Consider the following 22,407-nt stretch of genomic DNA (forward strand, 5'->3'; position numbering starts at 1 on the left):
GATGGCACTGCGTAACGGCCGAACGCGACAGGCCGGCCAGAACGGCGATGGCGACGTCACCCGAAAGCCGCTCGGCGCGGTGCGGCGCGCCCAGGCCATCACCACGTACGGTGTGGGAGCGATCCTCGCCATCGAGGATCAGTCGTACATCGTCAGCGGGCTCGACAGCTGGCGTGTGTGGCCGTCTGACATGATCTATGAGCCGCGGCTTCAGCACTGGCTTCGGGTCGCAAAGTTTCAGCTTCCTCCCGCGGATGAGCCCCCCTCCGGGGATGGGATCAGGGTTCGCCTGTTCCCGGAGATGTACTCCTGCGCCTCGTGCATGAAGCTCCAGGAGTTCCGCCGGTTCGGTTCGCCGCCAGGTAAGAGCGTCTGCGGGGCCTGCGAGAAGCCGCTAACGCCGTCACGGTTCGTCGTTGCCTGTGAGAACGGGCATCTGGACGACTTCCCGTACTTCGAGTGGGTGCACAAGAAGAGCGACCAGACCCGCGGGGAGAGCGGGCAGACCAAGCATGAACTCACGCTGGAAAGCACCGGTCAGACAGCCTCGCTCCGCTCCGTCGTGATCAAGTGCTCGTGCGGAGTGCGACCGGCATCGCTCGAAGGAGCCTTTGGCGGCGGCGCCATGTCCGCCTTGGGGATCAAGTGCACCGGGCAGCGGCCCTGGCTCGGGCGCGATGCCAAGCAACCCGGGTGCACCGCCGCGCCGCGAACGTTGCAACGAGGCGCCTCTGCGGCCTGGTTCCCGATCAACAGATCGGCGCTGTCGATCCCTCCATGGTCGGAGACGCTGCAGCAACGGCTGAACCCGCACTACGCGATGTTCGGCGTTCTGCTGGATAACGACCTGCCGGATACGGTCATCCTCGAGACGATCAAAAAGACCGACATCATGGATGACGGCCGGTTCACCGCGGAGGAGGTTTTGTCGGCTGTCCGTCGGCGTCGGGAGCTGGAGGCAAGTGCCCTGCCGGATTCCGACGAGACGGTCATGTTCGAATCCGCGAACGAGCTGCGTGAGGAGGAGTACAACCAGCTCTACGACGGCACCGGAGGCGTTGGCCGCGACGAGAATTTCGAGTGCGTACAGGCGCCCGGCGACGGCAGAGCGCTGCCCTACGGCCTCAAGCGCTCCATGCTGGTGAAGCGGCTCCGCGAGGTCCGAGCCCTCCAGTCGTTCACCAGGGTCGCCATGCCGGATCCGACCGGGGGGGACACGCGGAAGGCTTCGCTGGCAAAGGGGCCGGTGGACTGGCTGCCGGCGGTCGAGGTCAGCGGCGAAGGCGTTTTCCTCGCCATCGACGAACAGCTTCTTCGGGAGTGGGAGCAGCGGCCGGGACCGATGCGACGGGCGCACCAGATCTGGGGCAACCACACCGCGATCCTGCGCGAGCGGGCTGAGCGAACGGGAAGCACGAAGCCACCCGGCGACATCACATCTCCGGTGACGCCTCGCTATGTGCTTTTGCACACGCTGGCGCACGTTCTCATCAATGAGTGGAGCCTGGACTGTGGCTATCCCGCAGCGGCGCTTCGCGAGCGGCTGTACATCTCCGACAAGATGGCCGGCGTGCTCATTTACACGGCCACAAGCGATTCGGCCGGCAGCCTGGGCGGCGTCGTGGCCCAAGGGGAGCACCGCAAGCTCCACGAGACGCTGGAATCAGCTCTCGCGCGCACCGAATGGTGCTCCCAGGACCCTCCCTGCATGGAGTCCGAGGCCAGCGGCATCGACAGCCTCAACCTGGCTGCCTGCTATGCCTGCGTGCTTCTGCCCGAGACCAGCTGCGAGACCAACAACGTCTTCCTGGACCGGGCCATGCTGATCGGTACCCCGGAGGACCAGTCGACCGGTTTCTTCTACAAGGGCATGTGAGTAGCGTGATCTTCAGGCCCGATCACGGCAGGTCGGGCCTGACGCGGCTAGGGAGGAGACGACATGGCACGTCTGGGCATCCACCAGGACTTCCTGCAGGATCTGATCCGCTTGGAGCGCCCAGTCCAGCAGAAGGTCGTCGACACCATTCTCAAGTTCGAACAGACCGCTCATGCCGGAGCGCACCTGGAGAAGCTCAACAACATCCGTGACGAGCGGCTGAAAAGCATCCGGATTGACCGGAAATACCGGGGCATCGTCCTGGTCCCCGACAAGGGCGATCAGCTCACCCTGCTTCGCGTCGACACTCATGATGAGGCCTATGCGTGGGCTCAGAACCGCCGGGTGTCGGTCAACGTGGCCACCGGCCACATGGAGATTCGTGACGAAGCAATCATCGACACGACGATTGAGGCACTGACGCAGGTCCCCACGGAGCGAGTGAGGCCTCTGTTCGAGCACATCTCCGATGCCGACCTGAGCCGGCTGGGTATCGACGACCAGATCCGCAAGTTCGCGCGGATGTTGACCGATGCGGCCATGCTGGAGGCACTGGAGGGCAGACTTCCCCAGATCCAGTACGACGTGCTCTTCGGACTGGCCGCCGGGATGTCCCCCGAGGAGGTCTGGAACGACGTGGTCGGCTCTGCCGCACCGGAGAGAATCGACCCGGAGGACCTCGCTGCCGCCACCCGGCGCATGCCTGACAAGGTGGCGCTGGTTCGGGGGCCTGACGAGCTCATGGAGCTGTTCGACAAGCCGTTCGCGCGGTGGCGCGTCTACCTGCATCCTCTGCAGCGGGAGGCGGCGTTTCGGTCCTACTCGGGTGCGGCCCAGGTGACCGGTGGTCCCGGCACGGGCAAGACCGTGGCAGCCCTGCACCGTGCCCGACACCTCGCTCGAGGGGGTGGTCGGGTGCTGCTCACCACGTTCACCGCGACGCTCACCCGATCGTTGGCAGAGTCGCTTCGGCTGCTGGAGACCGACGATGAGATCCTTTCTCGAATCGACGTGCTCACCGTGGACCAGGTCGCCCGCCGAGTGGTGGATGGGGACTCCGGGAAGTTCGCGCTGCTTCGCGACGATGAGGAGATGGAAATCTGGCGGCGGATCATCCGTCGCCGTGACCTGGACTTCGGCGAGACGTTCCTCCGCGAGGAGTGGCGGCAGGTGGTTCTTTCCCAGCAGATCACCACCTCCGACGGGTACCTTTCGGCCCATCGGATCGGGCGCGGCCGTCGACTCGGCCCCCTGCAGCGGGCGCAGATCTGGCGCGCGATCGCAGAGTTCGACCAGGAGTTGAACGACCGCAACTTCCGCACGTTCGAGACGGTCTGCGTAGAGGCGGCCCGTCTGTTGACCGAACGGGACGGCAATGCGTACGACCACGTGATCGTGGACGAGGCGCAGGATCTGCATCCGGTCCGCTGGCGGGTGCTGCGGGCAGCGGTGGCCGAGGGGCCCGACGACCTGTTCATCGCCAGCGACACACACCAGCGGATCTACGACAATCGGGTCAGCCTCGGTTCGGTCGGTATCCACCTGGCCGGTCGGTCCACGCGGTTGAAGATCAACTACCGCACCACCGCGGAGATCCTCGCGTGGAGCTGCGCCATGCTGGCCGCCGACAAGATTGACGACCTTGATGGGCAGCGGGTCAGCCTGAGCGGCTGCCGCTCCGAGGTCCACGGTGCCAGACCCGAGTTGTTCGGGGGCTCGACCAAGAGTGCGGAGCTCGCTCACCTGGTGGAGACCGTGCAGTCCTGGCTGGACGCGGGAGTCCAGCCTGAGGAGATCGGTATCGCCGCACGTTCGGGCCCCCTGGCCCAGGACGCGGCAGCCGCGCTCACGCGTGCCAACATCCCTGCCAGCCACCTGACGCGCGACAAAGATGGCGCCGAGGGGCACGTGCGGGCCACCACCATGCACCGGATGAAGGGCCTAGAGTTCCGCTGCGTGGCGGTGATCGGGGTGGGAGGGAACCAGGTGCCCGCCGCAGGTTCGATCACACCAGTGGAACAGGACGCCCCGACCCACTCGAACGACCTGCAGCGGGAACGATGCCTTCTCTTCGTCGCCTGTACCCGGGCGCGGGAACGCCTGCAGGTGTCATGGCACGGTGAACCAAGCCCGTTTCTCAACCTCGCCAGTGGTTGACGATCGCCGCGATCTCCTCGTTGGAGATCGCGGCAAGTCTCAGCGGGTACGGCATGCTCTTCCGGCCAGTAATGAGCAACCCCTCCCCGGGGCGCAGCGACTCGGCACCCACCTGGTCGAGCACTCGCATGCTCTGTTCCGCCGTCGGCACCTTCAGGGCCAGCCGGGCCGTGATGTAGGCCTTGACCTGACCGGTGATCACACGTTCGTCTGAGGAGGTCGTCCGAACAATGACATGAACGCCGACCGCGCGGCCTTCCCTGGTCAGCTCCCTGATGGCCTTTTCTGCGGAGGGCAGCCGCATGGTTTCGGCCAGCTCGTCGACGACCACAAGCACGTGCGGATGGACCTGCTCGGCATCGCCCAGGGCCTCGAGCGGGACAGGCGTCCGCCCTTCGCGCACCTCCCGGTTGAAGTCGTCGGCAGTACGGCAGCGCATCGCGGACAGATCTGCATAGCGTCGTTCAACCTCGGCGACCGCCCACGTCAGCGGATCCTCCTGTTGCACTACGTGCGGCAGCTCTGTGAAGGGGTTCAGGCCGCCCCTCCGGGAGTCGAGTAGCACCAAGCGGAGGTGACGTGGGCTCTGTCGCATCAGAGCCGAGGCGATGAGAGTGCGGAGTGGATCAATGTCCTCGGCGTCACCACCGATCAATACATGCGGTGATTGCGTCAGGTCCAGGATGGCTGGATTGCCATCTCGGTCGCGCCCAATGATCAGCGCGTCTCCCGTGGGCGTTTCGCGCAGCAGATCGCCGAGGCTGATCAGGTCGGGCGTGCTGTGTGGCACCTCGACGATCACGGCAGCGACACCCGGTAGAGGCGAACTCGAATGTTCCAGTTCGACAAGTCGAACTGCGGTGTTGTTCAGGGCAGCGGCAAAGGCGGCTGCCAATGCGAGCACCTCACCGGCGGGCGTTGTCGGTCCCAGCCTGATCTCGAACCGAGTAAGACCGGGGACGCGGGTGTATCCAGCCAGCTTGGCGTCGACGCTTGTCTTCCGTAGAACGGTCTCGATCTTCTTCGCCGCGGCGTCGTCGACGTCGGTGTGTTTCCGCTCCGGAACGCCAGACTTCAGAAGTCTTTCGGACGGAGGCTGTCGGACCGTTCTGGCGCCGGCGGACGGCTTGGGTCTGGGCGTCGAGCGAGTCCGCATGGCCTTCAACCGGGCGGCGACCTCCGCCGCCGTCTCCGGGCGGTTCTCCGGTTTCTTGGCCAGCATCTGGAGGACCAGTTCGTCCAACTCGGCCGGGACTTCGGCGCGGGTCGCGCTCGGTGCCTCCGGAGTTTTGGAGTTGTGCTGGAAGATCAGTTGCCAACCGTGGCCGAGGAAGGGGCGATCACCGGTCAGCATCTCGTACAGGACGCAGCCCAGAGAGTAGAGGTCGCTCCGCTCGTCCGGTTGGCCGTCGAACTGCTCCGGAGCCATGTAAGCGGCAGTGCCCACCTGTGCGGTCGCCTTGCTCTGGTCGGGCTCGAGGACCCTGGCAATCCCGAAGTCGCAGAGCTTCGGTCGATCGCCGGGCAGAAGCATGATGTTGGCGGGCTTGATGTCCCGGTGGATGACTCTCTTGGAATGCGCGGCGGCCAGCGCGTCCGCCAGGCGCGCTCCGATGGTTATCACGCGCTCGATCGGCAGGCCGTTCCGAGCCCTGGACATGACCTTTGCCAGGTCCTCACCGGGCAGCAACTCCATGACGAAGAACAGCTGGCCCTGGTCTTCGTCCGCGTCGTGGATCACTACAATCCCGGCGTGCTGAAGCACTCCACAGATCTGCGCCTCCGCTCGGAAACGCTCAACCCGATGCGGGTCCGGATCGAGATGATCGGGAAAGATCTTGACCGCCACCTCGCGGTTCAGCCGCAGGTCGAAGCCCTTCCAGACCTCGCCCATCGCCCCTGAGCCAAGCTTCTCGTCCAGGCGATACCGATCGGCCAACGTGACACCGTCCAGCACGGCACGCTCCGTTCCGATCAACGGGAGTCATTGAGGTCGTCGTGCTTCCGACCGATGGTCTGACGACAGTCGGAGCTCGGTACGGATCGTAGTCGCTCCGGTGGGTATGGCCACGTTTACACGGAACTGGGCCTGCCGTTGCGGCATCGTGAACCGCAAGCCTCGCCGTTCGAGAGTGTCCCTGAGCCCGGCCCGGTGGGAGGACAGGCGTGAGTGTGCCCCTTGTGGCAGCTCGTTCTTGATGATCCCGACGAGCATCGACAATCTTTGCCCGGAACAGAATGCTCGGCTCGGGTACTATCCGAGGCTGGGAAGGCAGGGGTGAGCTGCTGTGGTGGAAGGTTCACGTCGATCCGTCTCCTGGGCATCCAGCGCAGGTGTGCGACGAGCCATGCAGTCCAACAAGGGACGCGACACCCGACCAGAGTTGGCTCTGCGGCGAGCAGTCCACGCATTGGGCCTGCGATACAGGGTCTGCACGCGACCGCTTCCTGGGGTGGGTACAGCGGACCTCGTCTTTACCAGAGCTCGGCTGGCGGTCTTCCTGGATGGATGCTTCTGGCACGGTTGTCCGACGCACCATACGGTGGCTAAGACCAACTCTGACTTCTGGGCCCGCAAGCTTCGGATCAATCGCGAGAACGACCAAAAGACCAATCGTCTTCTCCAAGAGGCTGGTTGGGGCGTTCTGCGCATCTGGGAACACGAGGATCCGGGGGAAGCGGCAAGGCTTGTGCAAGAGGCGTATCGACACCGTTTCGAGTCTGCGCATGACACGCAAGGGTTGTCCGATTCCGCAGATCACCAGCGGTCTGGCGGGCTTGTTGGCAGCGATCGTGAGCGCGGCGAGGCGAGAACATACGACGTGGACGCGTGACAATCGGCCATTCCGGCTACCGGAGCTAGGCGTTCCCGTGGTGCGAGACCGAGTGGCCGCGTGTATGCCGCAGACGCCTGCGTGAATCACCACCGATGCATGGTTCCGTGTTGTGTTCGCGCGAGCAGCGGAGGCAGGGTCCTCGAGTCCGGCCCTGCGCCGGTCGCCAAGAGTGCAAGACCGGTGAAGTCATTCCGCTGGCGAGCCCTGTCCCGCGATCATTTGGCGACGGGACTCGGTTATGACGGACCGAGCGAGTATGGTCCGTTACCGTGCCAGCTCATGACGAGACAAATCCACGACCGCACCGCAAGAAAACCTATGGTGTGAAGCTCGTGCGAGGTCCTTTTGTCCGGCTTGTGCCGCATCCAGAGTCGACCCCCGACACCGCCTCATTTCTTTCGTATGCGGCGACTCTACGGAGGAGCGGTGCTCGCCTGGCCGCGGACCTGTTCTGTGGCGCTGGCGGCCTCAGTCTCGGTTTGGAGGACAGCGGCTACAAGGTGGTGCTGGCGGTTGACCACGATCGGGAGGCGACCGAGACCCACCGTCATCACCACGGCGGGCTGACCGTTGACTGGGATCTTGGTGACCCGGCGATCATCCAGCAGGTCGCCGATCTGATCAGAATGGCAGGGATCGAGCTCTTGGCGGGCGGACCGCCATGCCAGCCGTTTTCCAAGGCCGGCCGCTCCAAGATCCGCTATCAGGTCAGACATGGTTTGCGTGATGCGCGTGACCGGCGTCGGAACCTGTGGCAATCGTACTTGGAGATCATCCGGCTGGCTCGGCCCGCTGCGGTCCTCATGGAGAACGTGCCGGACATGGTGCTCGACCGGGAGATGTTCATTTTGCGCACCATGGTCCACGAGCTGGAGCTCATGGGCTATGCCGTAGAGGAACGGGCTGTGGACACCTACCGGTACGGAGTTCCGCAATGGCGGCAGCGGCTCATCCTTGTGGCGTTGCGCAACCGCACCGCCTTTCACTGGCCGGGGGAGGTGCCGGAACGGACAACCGTCATGAACGCCATCGGCGATCTGCCTTCGGTGGAGGGTGGGTGGCGTCCGGAAGGCGGTGCGGATGGCTGGGCCGATTATGAGAGGCCATTGACGTCGTTCCAGCAGAGGATGCGGGCCAGGGTGAACTTGGCCGACCGCCACAAGGTGTTCGACCATGTCACTCGACCGGTCCGAGAGGACGACTTGGCGGCCTTCGAGTTGATGAGCTCCAACACCCGTTACTCGGAGCTGCCAGCCGAGGTGAAGCGCTATCGGGACGACATCTTCGACGACAAGTACAAGCGACTCGACGCCGATGGGCTGTCTCGCACGATCACGGCGCACATCGCCAAGGACGGCTACTGGTACATTCACCCCTATCAGAACCGTACTCTGACGGTCCGTGAGGCGGCACGTCTCCAGACGTTTCCGGACACGTACAGGTTTGCAGGTCCGCCCTCGGCGGCATTCCGGCAGATCGGCAACGCCGTTCCGCCGATGCTGGGTGAGGAACTGGGGCGGGCCATCATTGCCGCGCTTGACGCTCCGGTGAAGGCACCGTTCGCGACGCAGGACGTTGCCCGCGCGCTCGCCCACTGGTATGTCGCCCGACAGCGTCGAACGTTCCCGTGGCTCGCTGGTGTGAACCGCTGGCAGGTCATCATCGGCGAGACACTTCTCGACCGAGCCCATGCCAACACCGTGCGTCTCATCTGGCCGCTGGTCGCCCGCTGGGATGGGCCTTCGAAAATACTCGGCAATGAGGAGCAGTTTCGCGAGGTCGCCCGGTGGATCGGCCGGGAGGACCGCGCTGACCGGATCTTGGGGATTGCGCGTCATCTCGTGGACAACCCTGGAAACCTCGGTGACGACCGTCTCCGAGACGTCCCCGGCCTGACTGACGCCATCGCCGCTCTGGCGGTGCTCGCGGCTCCACTTTCCGCCGAGACTTCTCTCGCGGCAGAAGGCGAGGAGTTGCCAGATGCGGAGGCGCCCGGAAATGAGGAGCCGGTGCTTGTCACGAAGGGCGTGCTCCGTGTAGCCGGACGATTCTCCGGCGAACCGGTGGAGGACAAGAACAGGATGACCGATGGTCGCCTCGCGGTTGCGCGGATGATCGGGGATGACGATGACGCCCGCGACGCCCACCGTGGCCTGATCGAGCTGGCCAACAGTTTGTGCAGGCCCGAAGGGCCGGCCTGCATGGACTGTCCGCTGCACAAGATGTGCCGCGCCGCTGTCGAGCCAGCGAACGTCCTGTTTTGAACGCGGTTAACGGTGGAGCCCCAGCAGCCGCGCCGACTCTGGGTCAGTCAGCCGCAACTGGTCGATGATGCGGGTGAGCGCCGCGTATTCGCCGGCCACCATGGCGGCTGCACGCAGCGCCAACCCGGCCGTTCCCGCCGCATTAGCGACCATCTGTTCCTCGCGTGGCATCGCCAGGCCTGCCAAACGCTCGTTCCCGGCCTTGCGAGGTGTCTTTCGGTAGGCGCCGTTGGCGAGCACGCAGAGTTCGTTGACGGCCGGCTCGACCAGCTGCCGCAGGGACGGGGGCAGGGTCACCCGCATCTTCGCCACGTCGATGTTGAACGCATTGTCGAGATCGGTGTCGAAGTCAACCGACGCGCGTGCCAGCTTCGTGTGCTCATCGATTCCGCGGATACCGGCCCAGCCGCCCCACTGCACCAGCCGGTCCGCGCGGTACACATACAGGCCCTGCTGCCGGTTCCAGTTCAGTGGGCCGGAGAGACGTTCAAATTCCGCGAGAGCGGAGAACTGCTCCCGTGACGGCAGCACGTACCGGCGCAGCGTTACATGCCCGGACAGGTCACCGATTTGCACCTCGAACCGAAGCGCGGGAAGGTCCTGCCGATGTTGCTCTTGTGGGGCGAACGGGTTCCACGCCTGCACCTTCTCCCCGTTAACGGTGATGACCAGTTGATGCCCAGTGGTCCCTTCGAGATGGCGGTGAAATACAGCACCGAGATGTTCGGCCGTCTTCGCCGCGAGGGACTCGAGCCGCCGTCGTGCCCATCCGCCCTCCGGTCGCTTCTCCGGTAACACACGGTCGAGGTTGCGCCATACCACGACCGTGCCGGCCGACTCCGCCAACCACGCGTGGCACCGGTCGAGAACCTCGTCCCGAGCAGGGTCGGCGACGACCCACTGGTCCCAGTCTTCGATGAGATCGAGATCGAGCTGTCTGGCATGCACACGGCTCGCCGCCGAGGCGCGCGTTGCCACCGTGACCGAACGGCACTGCGACAACGACGCGGTCTTCAGCCCGAGCCCATAACGCCCGAGGTCTCCCCGCCGGTAGTCGCGGCGGCTGCCAAAGCGTAGGGCCTCGTTCAGTGCGCCAGGCTTCATCCCGGCACCGTCATCTACGATGAATACGCGCGAGGCCAGTCCGTCGAACTCGATGAGGACGTCCACCCGCTTGGCCCCGGCTGAGACGCTGTTGTCGACGATGTCGGCAATTGCTGTCGGGAAGTCGTAACCGATGTCCCGCAGGGAACCGGTCAGCCGGGCGGCTGACGGTGGAACCTCGAACCAGCTGCGCGACGCCATATGTCCACCCTCCGACGGTCATCTTGAGGACCAGGATTTCACAAGACAGGGGGTGATCATGCCGTCGGTTGTGGTCCTGTGGAAGCGGCACCGCTAGATCACTTCAATAACGAAGAATGACGAGCAGCCGCCCACATCTATCGCCTGCGACCCGCGGCTTTGCAGTCTTCTTCAGCGGTCGGTCGTGACCTTCGGCTCTGTTAATCACTATGTGGCTGGCTGTCTGATCGCATGCAGGGGTGGAGCGGGTTAACGGTCTACTCGCTCAGGCGTCTCTCGTCCCAGCCGTCCGTTGCAAGCGCTAGGTGTTGTTCGAGGTAGGTGGGAGTCGGGCGGAGCTGTGGTGCGACCTGGATCGGCGCATTGTCGAGCACCGCCAAGTGGGGATAGTCGTGCAGGCTGGGTGCGATGCGCAGTGTCCAGGTTCTGGTGTCGATGACCAAGAGTCCGCGATCGAACAGTGTGTGGAGATCGCGGCGGAGTAGTAGGCCGCCATTGAGGTCGTGGTTGGGAGTGTCCGCGTAGCGGTAGAGGTGGGCGGCTTCGAGGCACTCGGCCGGTTGGGCTCCCGTGATGGCGCAGCAGGCGCCGTAGCGCTCTAGGAGGTGGCTCCGGAACTTCGCCTGCCCCACTCGTGCTTTCTGAAGGACCTGTCTGTGGCCACCGTTGATGGGAGGGCGTACACCGCCGTCTTCCCTCCACCACCTAGGGCCAAGGCCGGCAGCGGTGCGGAAGTGTTCACGCAGGCCATCTGGTTCAATCGGGCGGATGGACTGTTGTCCTGACCGGTTTCCATACAGGTTACGGAGGGTCTTCTCCGGCATCGGTGTGTCTAAGGGGCGCCAAGTGCGACCGTAGTGACCCTCGAATACGGTGACGTCGATGGTCTCTGATGTCGGGGTGTTGAACTCTTCCCCGCATGGTGAGCACTTGAAGCGAACATCATGCCTCTTGCGTGGTTTGAAGCCGGTCGATCCGCATTGCGGACAACGCCGGCGCTCCTTTCTGCCCGGACCTGAAACGATCTCGTCCATCCAGGCAAGCCCGAGAACCCACCCTCCGTCCTTAAGGATGATTAGATCGCCTTCTTGGACGTCCCGACTGTGGGCGACGGTGCTGTTCCAGATGTACTTCTCGCCCAAGACGTCTTCATAGCCGAGGTTGCCTCCGAATTGCCGGTCGGCTTCCTCGACACTCAGGAGACTCCATGCTCTGAACATCGGCTCATGATGCCATGCCAGATCCGGAATTTGCGGAGGATCAGGTTTCGTCTCCAGTCGCGTACCGTCCCCGCTGCGCTTCCCTACTTCGTGTCTCCGGCGATGGCGTTGCCGTATTGGCCGACGGTCGTGTCCTGATTCTTCGCCAGCCCGCATTCAAGGGCCCGAAAGTCGACCGGTGGCGCCAGGAGGATCGACATGAATCGGCTCCGGGAGCGATCCACGGACTCCCTCTTTGGAGTCGACTGGGTGGCGCGCGCTTCGCGTCCGGGAATGCGATCAACCACGATGCGTCTCGCCGCCGTGCGCGTGGGTCGAGAAGCCAGAGAAGTCGAGGGCTCCTCTTGCCGGGATGTCTCGCTACCAGAGGGTGGCGGCGCCGGGTCGCTCCTGCAGGGCATATTTGCATGATGTGGACAGAGGGCAGGTGCCGCAGAGCGGTTCTTTCGGAAGGCACGTGGTCAGGCCTAGCATGCGGAGCCCAGCCATCCGAAGCGGCGCCGCCTTGCCACCACCGATCAGTCGTGCGAGATCCACGCGGCCGTCGGTGAGCCGGTTGGTTTTGTCCGAATCGCTGCCTGAGACCCTGGCGGCCACCCGGAGGGACAACTGGGACGTGAGCATGAGGTCTTGGTCGCTCAGGAGTGTGAGCAGGGCTTCTTCTGCGGGCTGTAAATTGAGTTTCTCCGCCAGGTCGGCCGGGTCCTTCCACACGTTCTGCTTCGTAGTCAGGTCCGAGAGCGGCTCCAAACGCTGCGCGGCCTTTGGATCATCGAGTGCCTCGACGAGGGTGCGGTACTCCTTCTGTGTGAGTTTCCCCAACCCCTTGAGGGGGTGCAGAGCCTGAGCCATGTGGCGGATGTCGAGCCGGCCGCCGAGGCTGAGCCTGGTGACGACGGCGGCCACGGCGGCAGTCATGTCAGGTCCAGGGAAGCTGAACCAGTTCACTCCCTCCCTTTGTTCGGCGGCCCACTCTGACAGTTGCTTGTGGATGAGCGCCCATCGGTTCGGGGAGGAGAAGAGCTCCTCCTGGTGAGCGTTGTCTGGGTTGATGGCTTGAGCTGCAAATCGACCCAGTTCCGGCGGTACGGCATTGCCGATCTGGCGGAAGGCGTCGCTCCGGGTGCCGGCGAAGCGGAAATGATCGGGGAAGGTTTGGATCCGGGCGGCCTCACGAACGGTGATCGTTCTGTTCTGCTCAGGATGGATGTACCAGTAGCCGTCCTTGGCGATGTGAGCGGTGATGGAGCGGCTGAGGTCGTTCCAATCGAGACGCTTGTACTTGTCGTCGAAGGTTTCCGCGCTGTAGCGTCGCAGATCCTCGGGGATGTCCGAGTACAGGGTCTTGTGGTCCATCAGCTTGAATACTTCAAGGTCATCGGGCCGGACCGGGCGTGTCATGTGGTCGACAACCGTGCTTGGGTCCGCGCGCTTGCGCATCCGCTTGGCGAACTCGGAGGCGGAGGCTTCCCCACGGTACGGCAGGCTCCTGCCTCCGACGGGATCGTCTTCGGGCAGGACCGGAAGATCTCCGATCGCGTCACGAACAGTGATCTTCTTCTGGGTTTCCGGCCAGGGAAACTCGTGGTGGTCGTTGCGAGCAAGAACGATGAGACGCTTCCGGTGCTGCGGGATGCCGTATGTCCACGCGTCGACCAGCCGGACGTCCGTGTGGTAGCCCACGTTTTCGAGGTTCTCGACTATTTCGCGCACAACCCGGAAGTCGTCGCCCAAGGCCATGTCGGGCACGTTCTCCATCAGTACCGCACGTGGCTTGACTGCCAAGACGACCTCGAGGAAGGCACGCCAGAGCTCCTTGCGCGCATCGTGCGGGTCACGCCCGGCGTGTTCGATAAGACTGCGGATCTTGCTACGCCCGGCTCGGCTGAACGGTTGGCATGGAGGCCCACCAGCCACGAGATCAATCTTCGTCTGTTTGAGGAGCCGTATGAGCGTCGCCCGTGCCTCGATGTCGGAGAGATCGATTTTGAGGGAGAGCCCCGGAAAGTTCGCCTTGTGGGTTTCGACGGCGCGCTGATCGTGGTCGACCGCGGCGACCACGGTCCAACCCGCCTGTTCCAGTCCCAAGCTCAGTCCGCCGGCACCCGAGAAAAGATCGACGGCCAGTCGGTCGCCACGCGCGAGCCTCTCGTTACACCACTCGGGAAACTGTTCCTCCGAGCAGGCGTCTGGCGGGTCGGGGAGGGACAGGACATCGCTGCGATGCAGCTTCACCCCGTAGAAGGACACCTAACCTCCTTGTGCTGTACTCCCCGAAGACCACCAGGAGAACACAGACCCCCGGCCGCGGCAAGTATTCTTGCGCACCTGCAGCACTTGCGCCCCATGGAAGATCGTGATGCTCGCGAACCGCCATGGGGGTGACGGCGAGACTCAGACTCCCACCCAGTTGATGTCTTGGACCGCCTTCCAGCAGTCGACCTTCTTGCACCACTCGGTGACGTTGCCGGATCCAGGGGCGTCGAGCAGAACGTTGCGCACCAGTCCGCTGAGGGTGGCGACCGACCGGAGCGTCTCCGGAGCCAGTCCCTGTGCCCGCCAGATGCCGCTCAGAGTGGCCTCCACGTTGATCTCTTGGACTAGGCGCGCAATGGTGTAGGTGGTGACGTTGGCGAGATAGCCTGCACCCGGGTTAAGGCGCATAATTTCCTTCCGCGCCTGAGAGAAGAAGATTGCCTTCGCCACGAGCTCGCGGAAGTACTGGTCGTCGGGGAGGCCGTCCCGCCCGGCGATGACATTCATCGTCCACTCGTGAAAGCACTTTTGAGCGCCGAGGCTGACGGTGTGCGGCTCCTGCTGGAACGTCATGTCGTACTTCGCGGCATCGGTCTTTGTGAACTTCTGGAGCCGAGGGTTTTCCTTGTCGAAGGCCTTCTGCTGTGCCCGCGGCAGTCGCGCACGATCGACCTGGTACTGTCCACGCACCCGCTCGTAGAACCAGTGACTCTCATGCTGGGCTCCGTCGCTTGCGGGTGCCCACAGTCTGCGGGAAAGACGCTCCAGCTCCACGTGGAACGGGCTGTTGGACTCGAAATCCGCCTCGTTGATGGTGTTCTGGGAGTTGGCGTAGAGGGAGATCTTGGGCACCAGCTCGTCGAGCAGTTCAGGCTCAACCACCGTGATCTTTGCGGGAACCTGGATCATGCTCAGGTCGGCATCGTCACGCCTGGCCGCGTGGTGGAGCGAGGCCGTCGTCTGTCCACCGTTGACGATCTGGACGTCGTGAAGTTGCGTGAGGGCGTCACCTGACTGGGTGAGCGTGGCGCCGGTGGCGGTCACCGAAATCCCGTTGTTGTAGGCCAGGAAGCGACCTGGGGCCGTTTTGATGGTGTCGTTGAGGCCCTTGTTGACCTTGCCGCGGGCTTGGAGGAAGGCGCGGATGTTCCGCTGCAGAAGCTTGGCGCCGTGTTCTTCGTACATGTCGGCAAGCAGTTGGCCGGGAATGATCGCCAGGAAGCAGCGGTGATCATTGTCGGTGCCGGTGGCAGGGAGGCATGGAAGGGGACCACCCAGTGCATCGAAGTCGATGGTGATCGGCTCTTCGTGCCGTCCTGAGGTGGCCAGCTTGCGGAGCCGCTCAATGTCCCAGACATGCTGGACCACGGGGATGTCGCCGAGGCTCTCCTCGGGAAGGCCGGTCAGAGTCGTGCGCCCGTCGGTGAAGAGGAAGATTCTGATCTTGCCGAACTCGGGCCAGTTTGCGTGGATGGTCTGTGCCATGTCGAACTCGGGAGTGGACTCCTCCATCTGGAGGTGGTAGCCGTCCGAGCAGCTTGCCGCGAAGTTCAGTGCCCATTTCAACCGCTTGAGCACCTGGTCGCGGGGGAGGGTCTGCCCGGAGTTGCCGTAGTTCGCAACGACGAGGTCCAAGACGCGCCCATCGTCGCTGATGTAGTAGCCGGCGACCTCCATGCGACTTCTGCCCAATGGGGCAACGAAGTAGCAGATCCGCAGGTCCTCCAGAGCCCCATCCTCTACGAGGTACTCCTGGACTACCTGGACGAAGACGTCGCGCCTGAGCCAGCCGGAATCATGCCCCAGCCGCTCTTCGACGGCCTGTTCAAGCTGAATGGCGAATTCCTCGGCGGTTTCCCCTTTCACGGCTGCTCCTCTGTTGTTCCGCCGGATTTCACCGACTCGCGTACGGCTCCTTCGTCCACCGCGTGAGAACCGCATGTGGATAGATCGACAAGATATGACACACCGGACACTCCTGTCGGCAGGTCAGCTGAGATCATCCGCGGAAACGCCGCGTCTACGACAAACGACTGCCTCCTGATGAGGACGTAGCGATCGTTGACGTACTGGTCTCGGTGAGCGTCCAGCCAACCCGCCTCTAGGAGGCAGTTCTCGAAGCAGGAGAGTTCTGGCTTGATCTGTGGGTCCACGCGGAGATCGTCGATGATGCCCTCTAGGGAGGTGCCGTCCTGGGAGGTGCCAACGACCTGATGGACAAGGAACAGATGCTCCAGGTCTGTTGAGTCGAGCTGGTGCTCGTTACTGATGCGGCAACGTTGAGGATCACGCCGTGACACGGTTTTGACCTCGAGTGCCGTGTTGCCGTGTAGGAAGTCCTGGGCTCCTCCGGAGGGCCCCAGCCATGTGGGGACCGCGGCTGATCCGAGGGACGGTAACAACACCTCCCGGAGTACCAGCAGCTCACCGTACAGGCCCATTCGGGCCTCGGGGGACAGCCCGGTCGGCAGGCCGCGGCCGAGCATGCGCCGCCAGGCGTGGAGGCGCCGGATCAGTGCCGTCGCCGGCGTGTTCGTAGGTAGATTCAGCTGGTTTAGCAGGTCGGCCAGGAGCGTGCAGAACAGCCGTCGGTCGGTCTCGGGACTGGCGACGATCTCCACTGTGCCGCCCCTGGCGCGGCAGGTGAGGCCGGTCGCAAGAAGGAGGTCGCGGTCCTCGACCGTCTCTTCGCTCTGCACCAGGAGCACCCAGTCGCGGCCGGGAAATCTTACTTCCGTGAACACATCCAGGTTGGATCCTGGCAGAAGTCGCCTTCGCACAGCCCCGTGAGCGGGGCCGCCGGCCGCCTCCGTGGTACGGAACGACTCTTCGAGTTGTTCCGGGGAGCTCGTCACTGCTCCTCATCCTCATCTTCTTCCACGGCCTTCAGCAGGCCTTCGAGGAAGACTTCGTTGACGCGGTAACGGACTTTCTCGGCCTGCGTCGAATGGGGAAAAACGACTGCGTAACCGATGGCGGGGATGCCTTCTTTCGGTACTTCGACCCCAGAGGCAACGGGGTCGATGGGGTAGATCAACAGCAGCCCTTCGGTGGGATCTCTCAGCATTCGGAGAGACTCTCCACTTGCACGCGCGGGTGCCTTCCCCTTGCCGCTCTTCTTGAACTCCTCGGCAGTCCGCTCTAAGGCCCGCTGCACGGTGTCCGGGGACAGGCCGAGTTCCTCGTGAGCGGGGCTGACGAGGACGCCGACCTCGAATTCTCCGTCCCTTACGCGGGAGCTGATCGGTTTGCGTTGGACCAGCGGAATGTCGACACTGTGCGAGGTGAGACGGGTGGCTGAGCTGCCTGCCGTGACCGCGACCGTCCAGCGGAGCAGCTCGTCCTTACTCATCTGGGCACGGATGTAGGCGACCAGGTTCTCGGGGTTCGCCGTGAGAACTCTTGGGGAGACGTCGAACCCTTCAAGAAAGTTCAGCACGACCTGGGCGGGGACACTCTGCCGAAAGAAGCCTCGTCCAGCGCCATTGACCTGTTGGTCGGGGACCGCGGGCATGGAGGAAATCTGCTCCAGTAGCTCTTCAAGGCGCGCGTTGTTCCTGGTCAGGGCGCGTTTGTCGGTCCGGATGACCAGGGTCTCGGCTCGGGTGGCGGAGAAACTGACGGACATGCTGGCGGTGGACCGCATTTTGGCTGCCGCCGTGACACGCAGGTTCCCAACGCCGTCTAGGACCCGCATTCCTACATGCTTCGGCTTGTCTCCTGCCTTGGCGACAGCGCTGGTCAGGTCCATTAGTTCCCGATTCGCCCGGGTGATATGGACGTAGTAGCTGACCAGGTCCTGCGTCGTGTAGAGCCGCGTGGCGTCCAGATAGCCCGGCCTGTAGCCGAACCACCGACCCATCTGCAGGAGGGTGTCGTACATCCGCGATGCCCGTAGGTAGTAGGAGACCGAGAGCCCCTCCAGCGTCAGTCCTCGCGACAACTTGTCTCCGCCCACTGCAACCACCGTGATGGGGGTGGTCGACTGGTAGTCGAGCACGTCCGCTGCGCTGCCGTTGATGCGGCGCACACCAGCGGCGGCATCTTCGAGTACCTGCGGAATGGCCTGCTGGACGCTCGCCCATGAGACAGGTGGCCCCACCATCGCGCTCACGTCGTCGCGGCTGGCGAGTGTGCTGTAGGTGGGCGTGAAGTCTGTTTCCCAGAGGTTTTTCAGGCGTTCCCGCGTTGCGACGCCGGACTGTCCGTAGTCGCCCCATGAGTCAGCCATCTCCTGGAGGTGCTGTTCGATCTGCCGGGCGACAGCGGCCTGCACCTCGGTGTACCGGGTGACGTGGACCAGCATGGTGCTGTGCCCACCCGCGGTGTCATGGTCGCGGCCTCGGACACGCCGGACAGCGGTTGACAGCACGAACGCGTCCAGCGCTTCCACCAGAGAGGAAGGCAGCGGGACCTGCGGCTTGAAGCTCTTGGGATGCGCGTCCGGCAGCCAGACGTTGTAGTCGTCCACCTCGCGGATGATCGGCAGGGGCTCCCGAATCTCTGCGGCAGCAGGGTCCTCCAAGCCGAACACAACCTCCGGGCCGCAATAGTTCGAAGGGGGTTCCAACGCAACCATGAAGCTGCGCGGGAAGAGGTCCTCCCCCAGTTCTGGATGATTGGTGCTGTTCGAAATGAAGATGTTGGCGAACGGCGTCGCGGTGTAGGCGAGGTACACCCGCTTCTCGAACAGCTCTAACAACCCGCGGATCGCCTTGTTGATCGCTGTGGGGTCGTGGTCCGGGTCGCTCTGGGTCCGTCCGTTGGTCGGCCGTTTGGTGTCCACCGAGGCATAGTCGGCTTCGTCGTCGATGAGCAGCAGCGGGGTGTTGATGATCAAGCGGGAGCCGTCCGACTGCAGCTCTGCGAAGTTCCCCAGCCAGGCCTTCAGGTTGTTCAGGATGCGGGCGTTCTTTTTGGCGACCACGAGGATGCGCGTCTCGGGCACGTTCACGGCCGATCCCTGGAACTGGGCGGCGGTGAAGTCGCTGTCGCGAGTGGTTACGGCCTGGCACGTCGCCGCAGGAGACTTGAGCCCCAGTGCGCCGACTCCGATCTTCTTGGAACTCTCGGCGTCAGGGTCCCGGGTGAACTTGGTGTTGAAACCCAGGAATTCCCTGTCAAGACGTTCCTGGGTCTGGTGACGCAGGCTCTCGTGCTGGCTGGTGAGGACCACGACGACCTGGTACCCGGCGTCCACCGCCTTGCAGATGAGGCCTGTGTAGTTGGCGGTCTTGCCGGACTGGACCTGGCCGTAGACCATGCCGTAGGTCTTCCATGAACCCGACCGGTTGGGATTCTCCATCAAGTCGAGGATCTGGTCCGTCGTCTGATCCAATGCCTCCACTGCGCTGGACTTCCACCCCTTTTGGAGCAGGGTGCTATAGCGGCTCCAATAGGCAAACTCGATGTCCCGCCGCCGTTTGTCCAGCCATGGCTCGTGGTCACCGGGATCGCTGACCACGATGGCCTGTGGCACCCACACCTCGAATTCGGACTCAAGATGCCGTGCGACCGTGTCGACCGAGACGGGACCAACCGAAGCGTTCAACATTTCGCTCGCCTGTTTGGCGATCTCCCGGAGTCGTTCCGGGGTTCTGTCCTGCTTGTCCAGGCCAAGCACGATCTGCTTGGCCATGGTCAGCGCAAGGTCCGTAGGGTCCAACACGATTAGTTCTCCTTGGAGGTCTCGGACTCGATGATCTCTTGGACGAGACCGGGATACCTGCTGAAGGGCTCGGCCTTTGCGAGTGCCTGCATCAGGGCGCGTCTTCCTTCGGGGGCCTCGGGTAACCCGGTTAGCATCGAGCGGAACAGGGCCAGAATCTCCTCGACATCCGGTGCTGATTCGGCCGTGTTGTCCGCAGCGTCGGCAGACGTTGCGATCTCCTGAGCGATGAGATTCACGGGGATCGCGGTCTCGATCATCCGGAGAAGACCGTCGATGGCGTCCCCTCCGGGGCCTGAGATCACGGCGGCCACCAGGGGATGACTCCGGTTCACGGTGTACTCCGAGGTGCCGAGCCGGCGGACCTGCTGCCAGACCACCTGAAGCTCCCGCCTGTCGCGTGTACCTGGCGTCGGCGTCCCGCGATGGGTGAAGACCCGTTCGGAACGTGCGCGGAGATCTTTCGCGATCTCGACGATCCGAGCTTCCAGAACGGACGGCGGGCGAACGGTGGACTTTCTGACGTCCACCTCCCACGAGAGGTCAGCACCCGGAGGGATCTCCACCGACAGTCTGGCCAGCCTGGTGGGCTGGGAGTTGTGCATGCCCGACAGCCCGAGCCAGCCGCCTGCCACCACTAGGCGGTCCCCTCGGTACACGTAGAACCCCTGACGGGCCAGCATTCCTCCGGGGCCCGAGGCCAAGGCTGCATCCTGCCTGGTGAGACGGGAAGGGTGGGGGAGCACGACGGGATTGAGTCGGACTGTGTGGCCCTTGTGCTCGAGGGTTTCTACGCCGCGGTCTTGGGTGGCGGGATGTTTCCGAAGATATGGATCCATTGCAGTCAACTGGTGGCCGCCGACGTGGAGTTCGAGTCGGCCACGTTCGATGAACCGGTGAAACAGGAGCGACAGCTCTCTGCCGGCTTCGTTGATGCGGCGGGAGAGCGAGGGACCGTGCCCAAGCTTGTCGGTGTTCCTCCACAGGACCAGGGTCCCCTGATCAGTGAACTCCAACTGGTCGGCGATCTTCCGTGCCTGGTCATCGAGTTGGGTGATGACCAGCCACTGGCGGCGCATGATCACATGATCGATGTCCCAGCTGCGGACCGAGAGGTTGCCGCTCGCATCTTTGGAGAGAACCGTGAGCTTCCTGGCCTGGGAGAGCGAAGCCGTCTTCAGCCCAAGACCGAACCGTCCCAGATCGCCAGCCGCCCGCTCGGCATTGGGATTGCGGGCGAAGCGCATGGCCGCCCGGAGGGCCTCCTCGCTCATACCGCGGCCGTCGTCCATGACGGCAACCCAGGCAGAATCCCGATCGGAGGAGTATGCCACCCGGACGGTCCGCGCCCCCGCGGCGATGCTGTTGTCGACGAGGTCCGCGAGCGCGGTCGGCAGGTCGTAGCCGAACGCACGCAACGACTCGATCAGATCTTCGGGGAAGGGGTCGAGCAGCTCCTCGTCTGGCTCTGCTGACGTCATCTTCCGTTCCGATCCCTTCTACGGAAATTGCCCAGATCCAGATTTCGTGCGTCATCGACCTTATTGGCGCAAACTGTCGATAGGCCTCGAGGATGCCCTACGTTGTTCGACTCCCGTTCCCGCAGTCTGGTTTACATACGGGCCGCCATGTGGATACCTTTCTGAAGCTGACAGTTCGGTACAGAAGGTGCGTTCTATAGTGCACTTTATGTGCCCCAAAACCGCGACGCCGGTAGCATGGCGGCGTGATCTCGTGTCTACGCTGCGCGGCGGGCAGGGCGGAACAGACATGGACTGCGCACTGCCCCGCGGGTGCCGGTGGGGTAGTCGGCTCGAGTCGGCAAGTAGCTACAGCCGGGGGTGAATGTGCCTGAGGTTGGCACGACGGCCGGACGTCATCAACCATTGCGCCCCCGCGCCCGACTGATGCTGACACTCGGCTTGGAGCTGATCAGCAGCGAGGCCGTGGCTCTGTCCGAGCTTGTGAAGAACAGCTATGACGCGGATGCGAGCACGGTCGTTATTTCTCTGAGGGATGGCACGCCAGAGGGCCCCGCTTCCCTCACCGTTCTCGACGACGGCGTCGGCATGTCGTCGGACACCGTAATGCGCACCTGGTTGGAGCCGGCCACTCCCAGCCGTCGTCGCCGTAAGGTGAGTCCGACCGGACGTCGTTCCCTCGGAGAGCCCAACAGGCCGCGTCCACGCTGAGCTTCCACGCCGGCGTCAGACGCAGGACGCTGGAGAGCTGGGTCATGCGCCGGACTCTGCTTCGGATGACCATGAAGGACGTCAACAAGACCATGATCTCCATCCTTAAGCTCCTCGATCGATCCCCGGTCGATACGGTGGGCGACAGACAGTGCGGAACTTCCTCGCGGCTCAGCGGGCAGATGCGCATTTGTGGCCTACGGACGCAACGATGAAGGCCGAGCTTCCCTCGCTCAAGCTCTACGGATACATCCGCCAAACGCGTCTCCGCGTCGTGCTGGAGGCGATCGAGAAGAAGCTTCGCACCAAGTTCCACGAGGACGTTGAGCTTCCGGCCAAGCTCGAGATCGAACACGTCATGCCGCAGTCGTGGCAGACCCACTGGAACCCTGAGCCGCGGCTCACGCCCGTGCAGGCGGCGGACCGTGACCCGACGCATCCAGACCCTTGGCAACCTCACCCTGGTTGCAAAGAGCCTCAACGGTGCTCTGTCGAATCGGCCGTGGACTGACACAGAGGCTGCGGGCATGACTTCCGGCGGTGAGGTTGGCTTGGGCAAGCGCAGTCCACTGGAGAAGTACAGCCTGCTGGTGCTGTCGAAGGACTTGATCAAGGAACATCCTCATGCCTGG

Annotated in this window: 14 protein-coding genes; 6 read left to right on the forward strand and 8 right to left on the reverse strand. The window is 63.7% G+C overall.

Annotated elements, in window-relative coordinates; translation table 11 throughout:
• Nucleotide 1: 1 nt before the first annotated feature.
• Both drmB and Pph01_RS10075 read left to right on the forward strand, forming a co-directional pair.
• The gene (gene drmB, locus Pph01_RS10070) at nt 2-1,876 is read left to right on the forward strand and encodes an MrfA Zn-binding domain-containing protein (RefSeq protein WP_204072753.1); all 1,875 of its coding nucleotides are present in this window, start codon (nt 2-4) and stop codon (nt 1,874-1,876) included.
• 63 nt (nt 1,877-1,939) lie between these two features.
• Nucleotides 1,940-4,033 carry a UvrD-helicase domain-containing protein gene (locus Pph01_RS10075; RefSeq protein ID WP_204072754.1) on the forward strand — a complete coding sequence of 698 codons (2,094 nt, stop codon included), beginning with the start codon at nt 1,940-1,942 and terminating at the stop codon, nt 4,031-4,033.
• Here the strand turns inward: Pph01_RS10075 and Pph01_RS10080 are convergent.
• Nucleotides 4,014-5,990, reverse strand: a complete 1,977-nt coding sequence (locus Pph01_RS10080) for a DNA translocase FtsK (protein ID WP_204072755.1) — start codon at nt 5,988-5,990, stop codon at nt 4,014-4,016. The genes Pph01_RS10075 and Pph01_RS10080 overlap by 20 nt on opposite strands.
• Nucleotides 5,991-6,381: 391 nt before the next feature.
• Here Pph01_RS10080 and Pph01_RS10085 point away from each other — a divergent pair, with 391 nt between their 5' ends.
• Together Pph01_RS10085 and Pph01_RS10090 are read left to right on the forward strand one after the other, a co-directional pair.
• Nucleotides 6,382-6,867, forward strand: coding sequence for a very short patch repair endonuclease (locus tag Pph01_RS10085; RefSeq protein WP_204072756.1), 486 nt, complete (start codon nt 6,382-6,384; stop codon nt 6,865-6,867).
• A 359-nt stretch (nt 6,868-7,226) separates the two neighbouring features.
• A complete protein-coding gene (locus Pph01_RS10090) occupies nt 7,227-9,134 on the forward strand; it encodes a DNA cytosine methyltransferase (protein WP_275412821.1) in 1,908 nt (635 codons plus the stop codon).
• Nucleotides 9,135-9,140: 6 nt separating this feature from the next.
• On the opposite strand, the gene Pph01_RS10095 is transcribed toward Pph01_RS10090, so the two are convergent.
• The 7 genes from Pph01_RS10095 to Pph01_RS10125 form a co-directional block, all read right to left on the reverse strand.
• Nucleotides 9,141-10,439, reverse strand: coding sequence for an ATP-binding protein (locus Pph01_RS10095; protein WP_204072758.1), 1,299 nt, complete (start codon nt 10,437-10,439; stop codon nt 9,141-9,143).
• A gap of 257 nt (nt 10,440-10,696) precedes the next feature.
• Complete coding sequence (locus Pph01_RS10100) at nt 10,697-11,659, reverse strand: HNH endonuclease (protein ID WP_204072759.1); 963 nt, start codon at nt 11,657-11,659, stop codon at nt 10,697-10,699.
• A gap of 360 nt (nt 11,660-12,019) precedes the next feature.
• Nucleotides 12,020-13,909 (reverse strand): DNA cytosine methyltransferase, encoded by a 1,890-nt coding sequence (locus Pph01_RS10105; protein ID WP_204072760.1) that lies wholly within the window; start codon nt 13,907-13,909, stop codon nt 12,020-12,022.
• A 144-nt stretch (nt 13,910-14,053) separates the two neighbouring features.
• Nucleotides 14,054-15,781 carry an AIPR family protein gene (locus Pph01_RS10110; protein ID WP_204072761.1) on the reverse strand — a complete coding sequence of 576 codons (1,728 nt, stop codon included), beginning with the start codon at nt 15,779-15,781 and terminating at the stop codon, nt 14,054-14,056.
• Complete coding sequence (locus Pph01_RS10115) at nt 15,778-16,770, reverse strand: PD-(D/E)XK motif protein (RefSeq protein ID WP_204072762.1); 993 nt, start codon at nt 16,768-16,770, stop codon at nt 15,778-15,780. Before Pph01_RS10115 ends, Pph01_RS10110 begins: the two co-directional genes overlap by 4 nt.
• Nucleotides 16,767-19,583, reverse strand: coding sequence for a Z1 domain-containing protein (locus Pph01_RS10120; protein WP_204072763.1), 2,817 nt, complete (start codon nt 19,581-19,583; stop codon nt 16,767-16,769). The genes Pph01_RS10115 and Pph01_RS10120 overlap by 4 nt, the downstream gene beginning before the upstream one ends.
• Nucleotides 19,584-19,585: 2 nt before the next feature.
• Nucleotides 19,586-21,064 carry an ATP-binding protein gene (locus Pph01_RS10125; RefSeq protein ID WP_204072764.1) on the reverse strand — a complete coding sequence of 493 codons (1,479 nt, stop codon included), beginning with the start codon at nt 21,062-21,064 and terminating at the stop codon, nt 19,586-19,588.
• 426 nt (nt 21,065-21,490) lie between these two features.
• On the opposite strand from Pph01_RS10125, the gene Pph01_RS43655 reads away from it, so the two are divergent.
• Complete coding sequence (locus Pph01_RS43655) at nt 21,491-21,775, forward strand: ATP-binding protein (RefSeq protein ID WP_373315648.1); 285 nt, start codon at nt 21,491-21,493, stop codon at nt 21,773-21,775.
• 151 nt (nt 21,776-21,926) lie between these two features.
• A complete protein-coding gene (locus Pph01_RS10135; protein ID WP_275412816.1) occupies nt 21,927-22,286 on the forward strand; it encodes a GmrSD restriction endonuclease domain-containing protein in 360 nt (119 codons plus the stop codon).
• Nucleotides 22,287-22,407 lie beyond the last annotated feature (121 nt).

Source organism: Planotetraspora phitsanulokensis (assembly GCF_016863295.1).
GTDB classification, from domain to species: domain Bacteria; phylum Actinomycetota; class Actinomycetes; order Streptosporangiales; family Streptosporangiaceae; genus Planotetraspora; species Planotetraspora phitsanulokensis.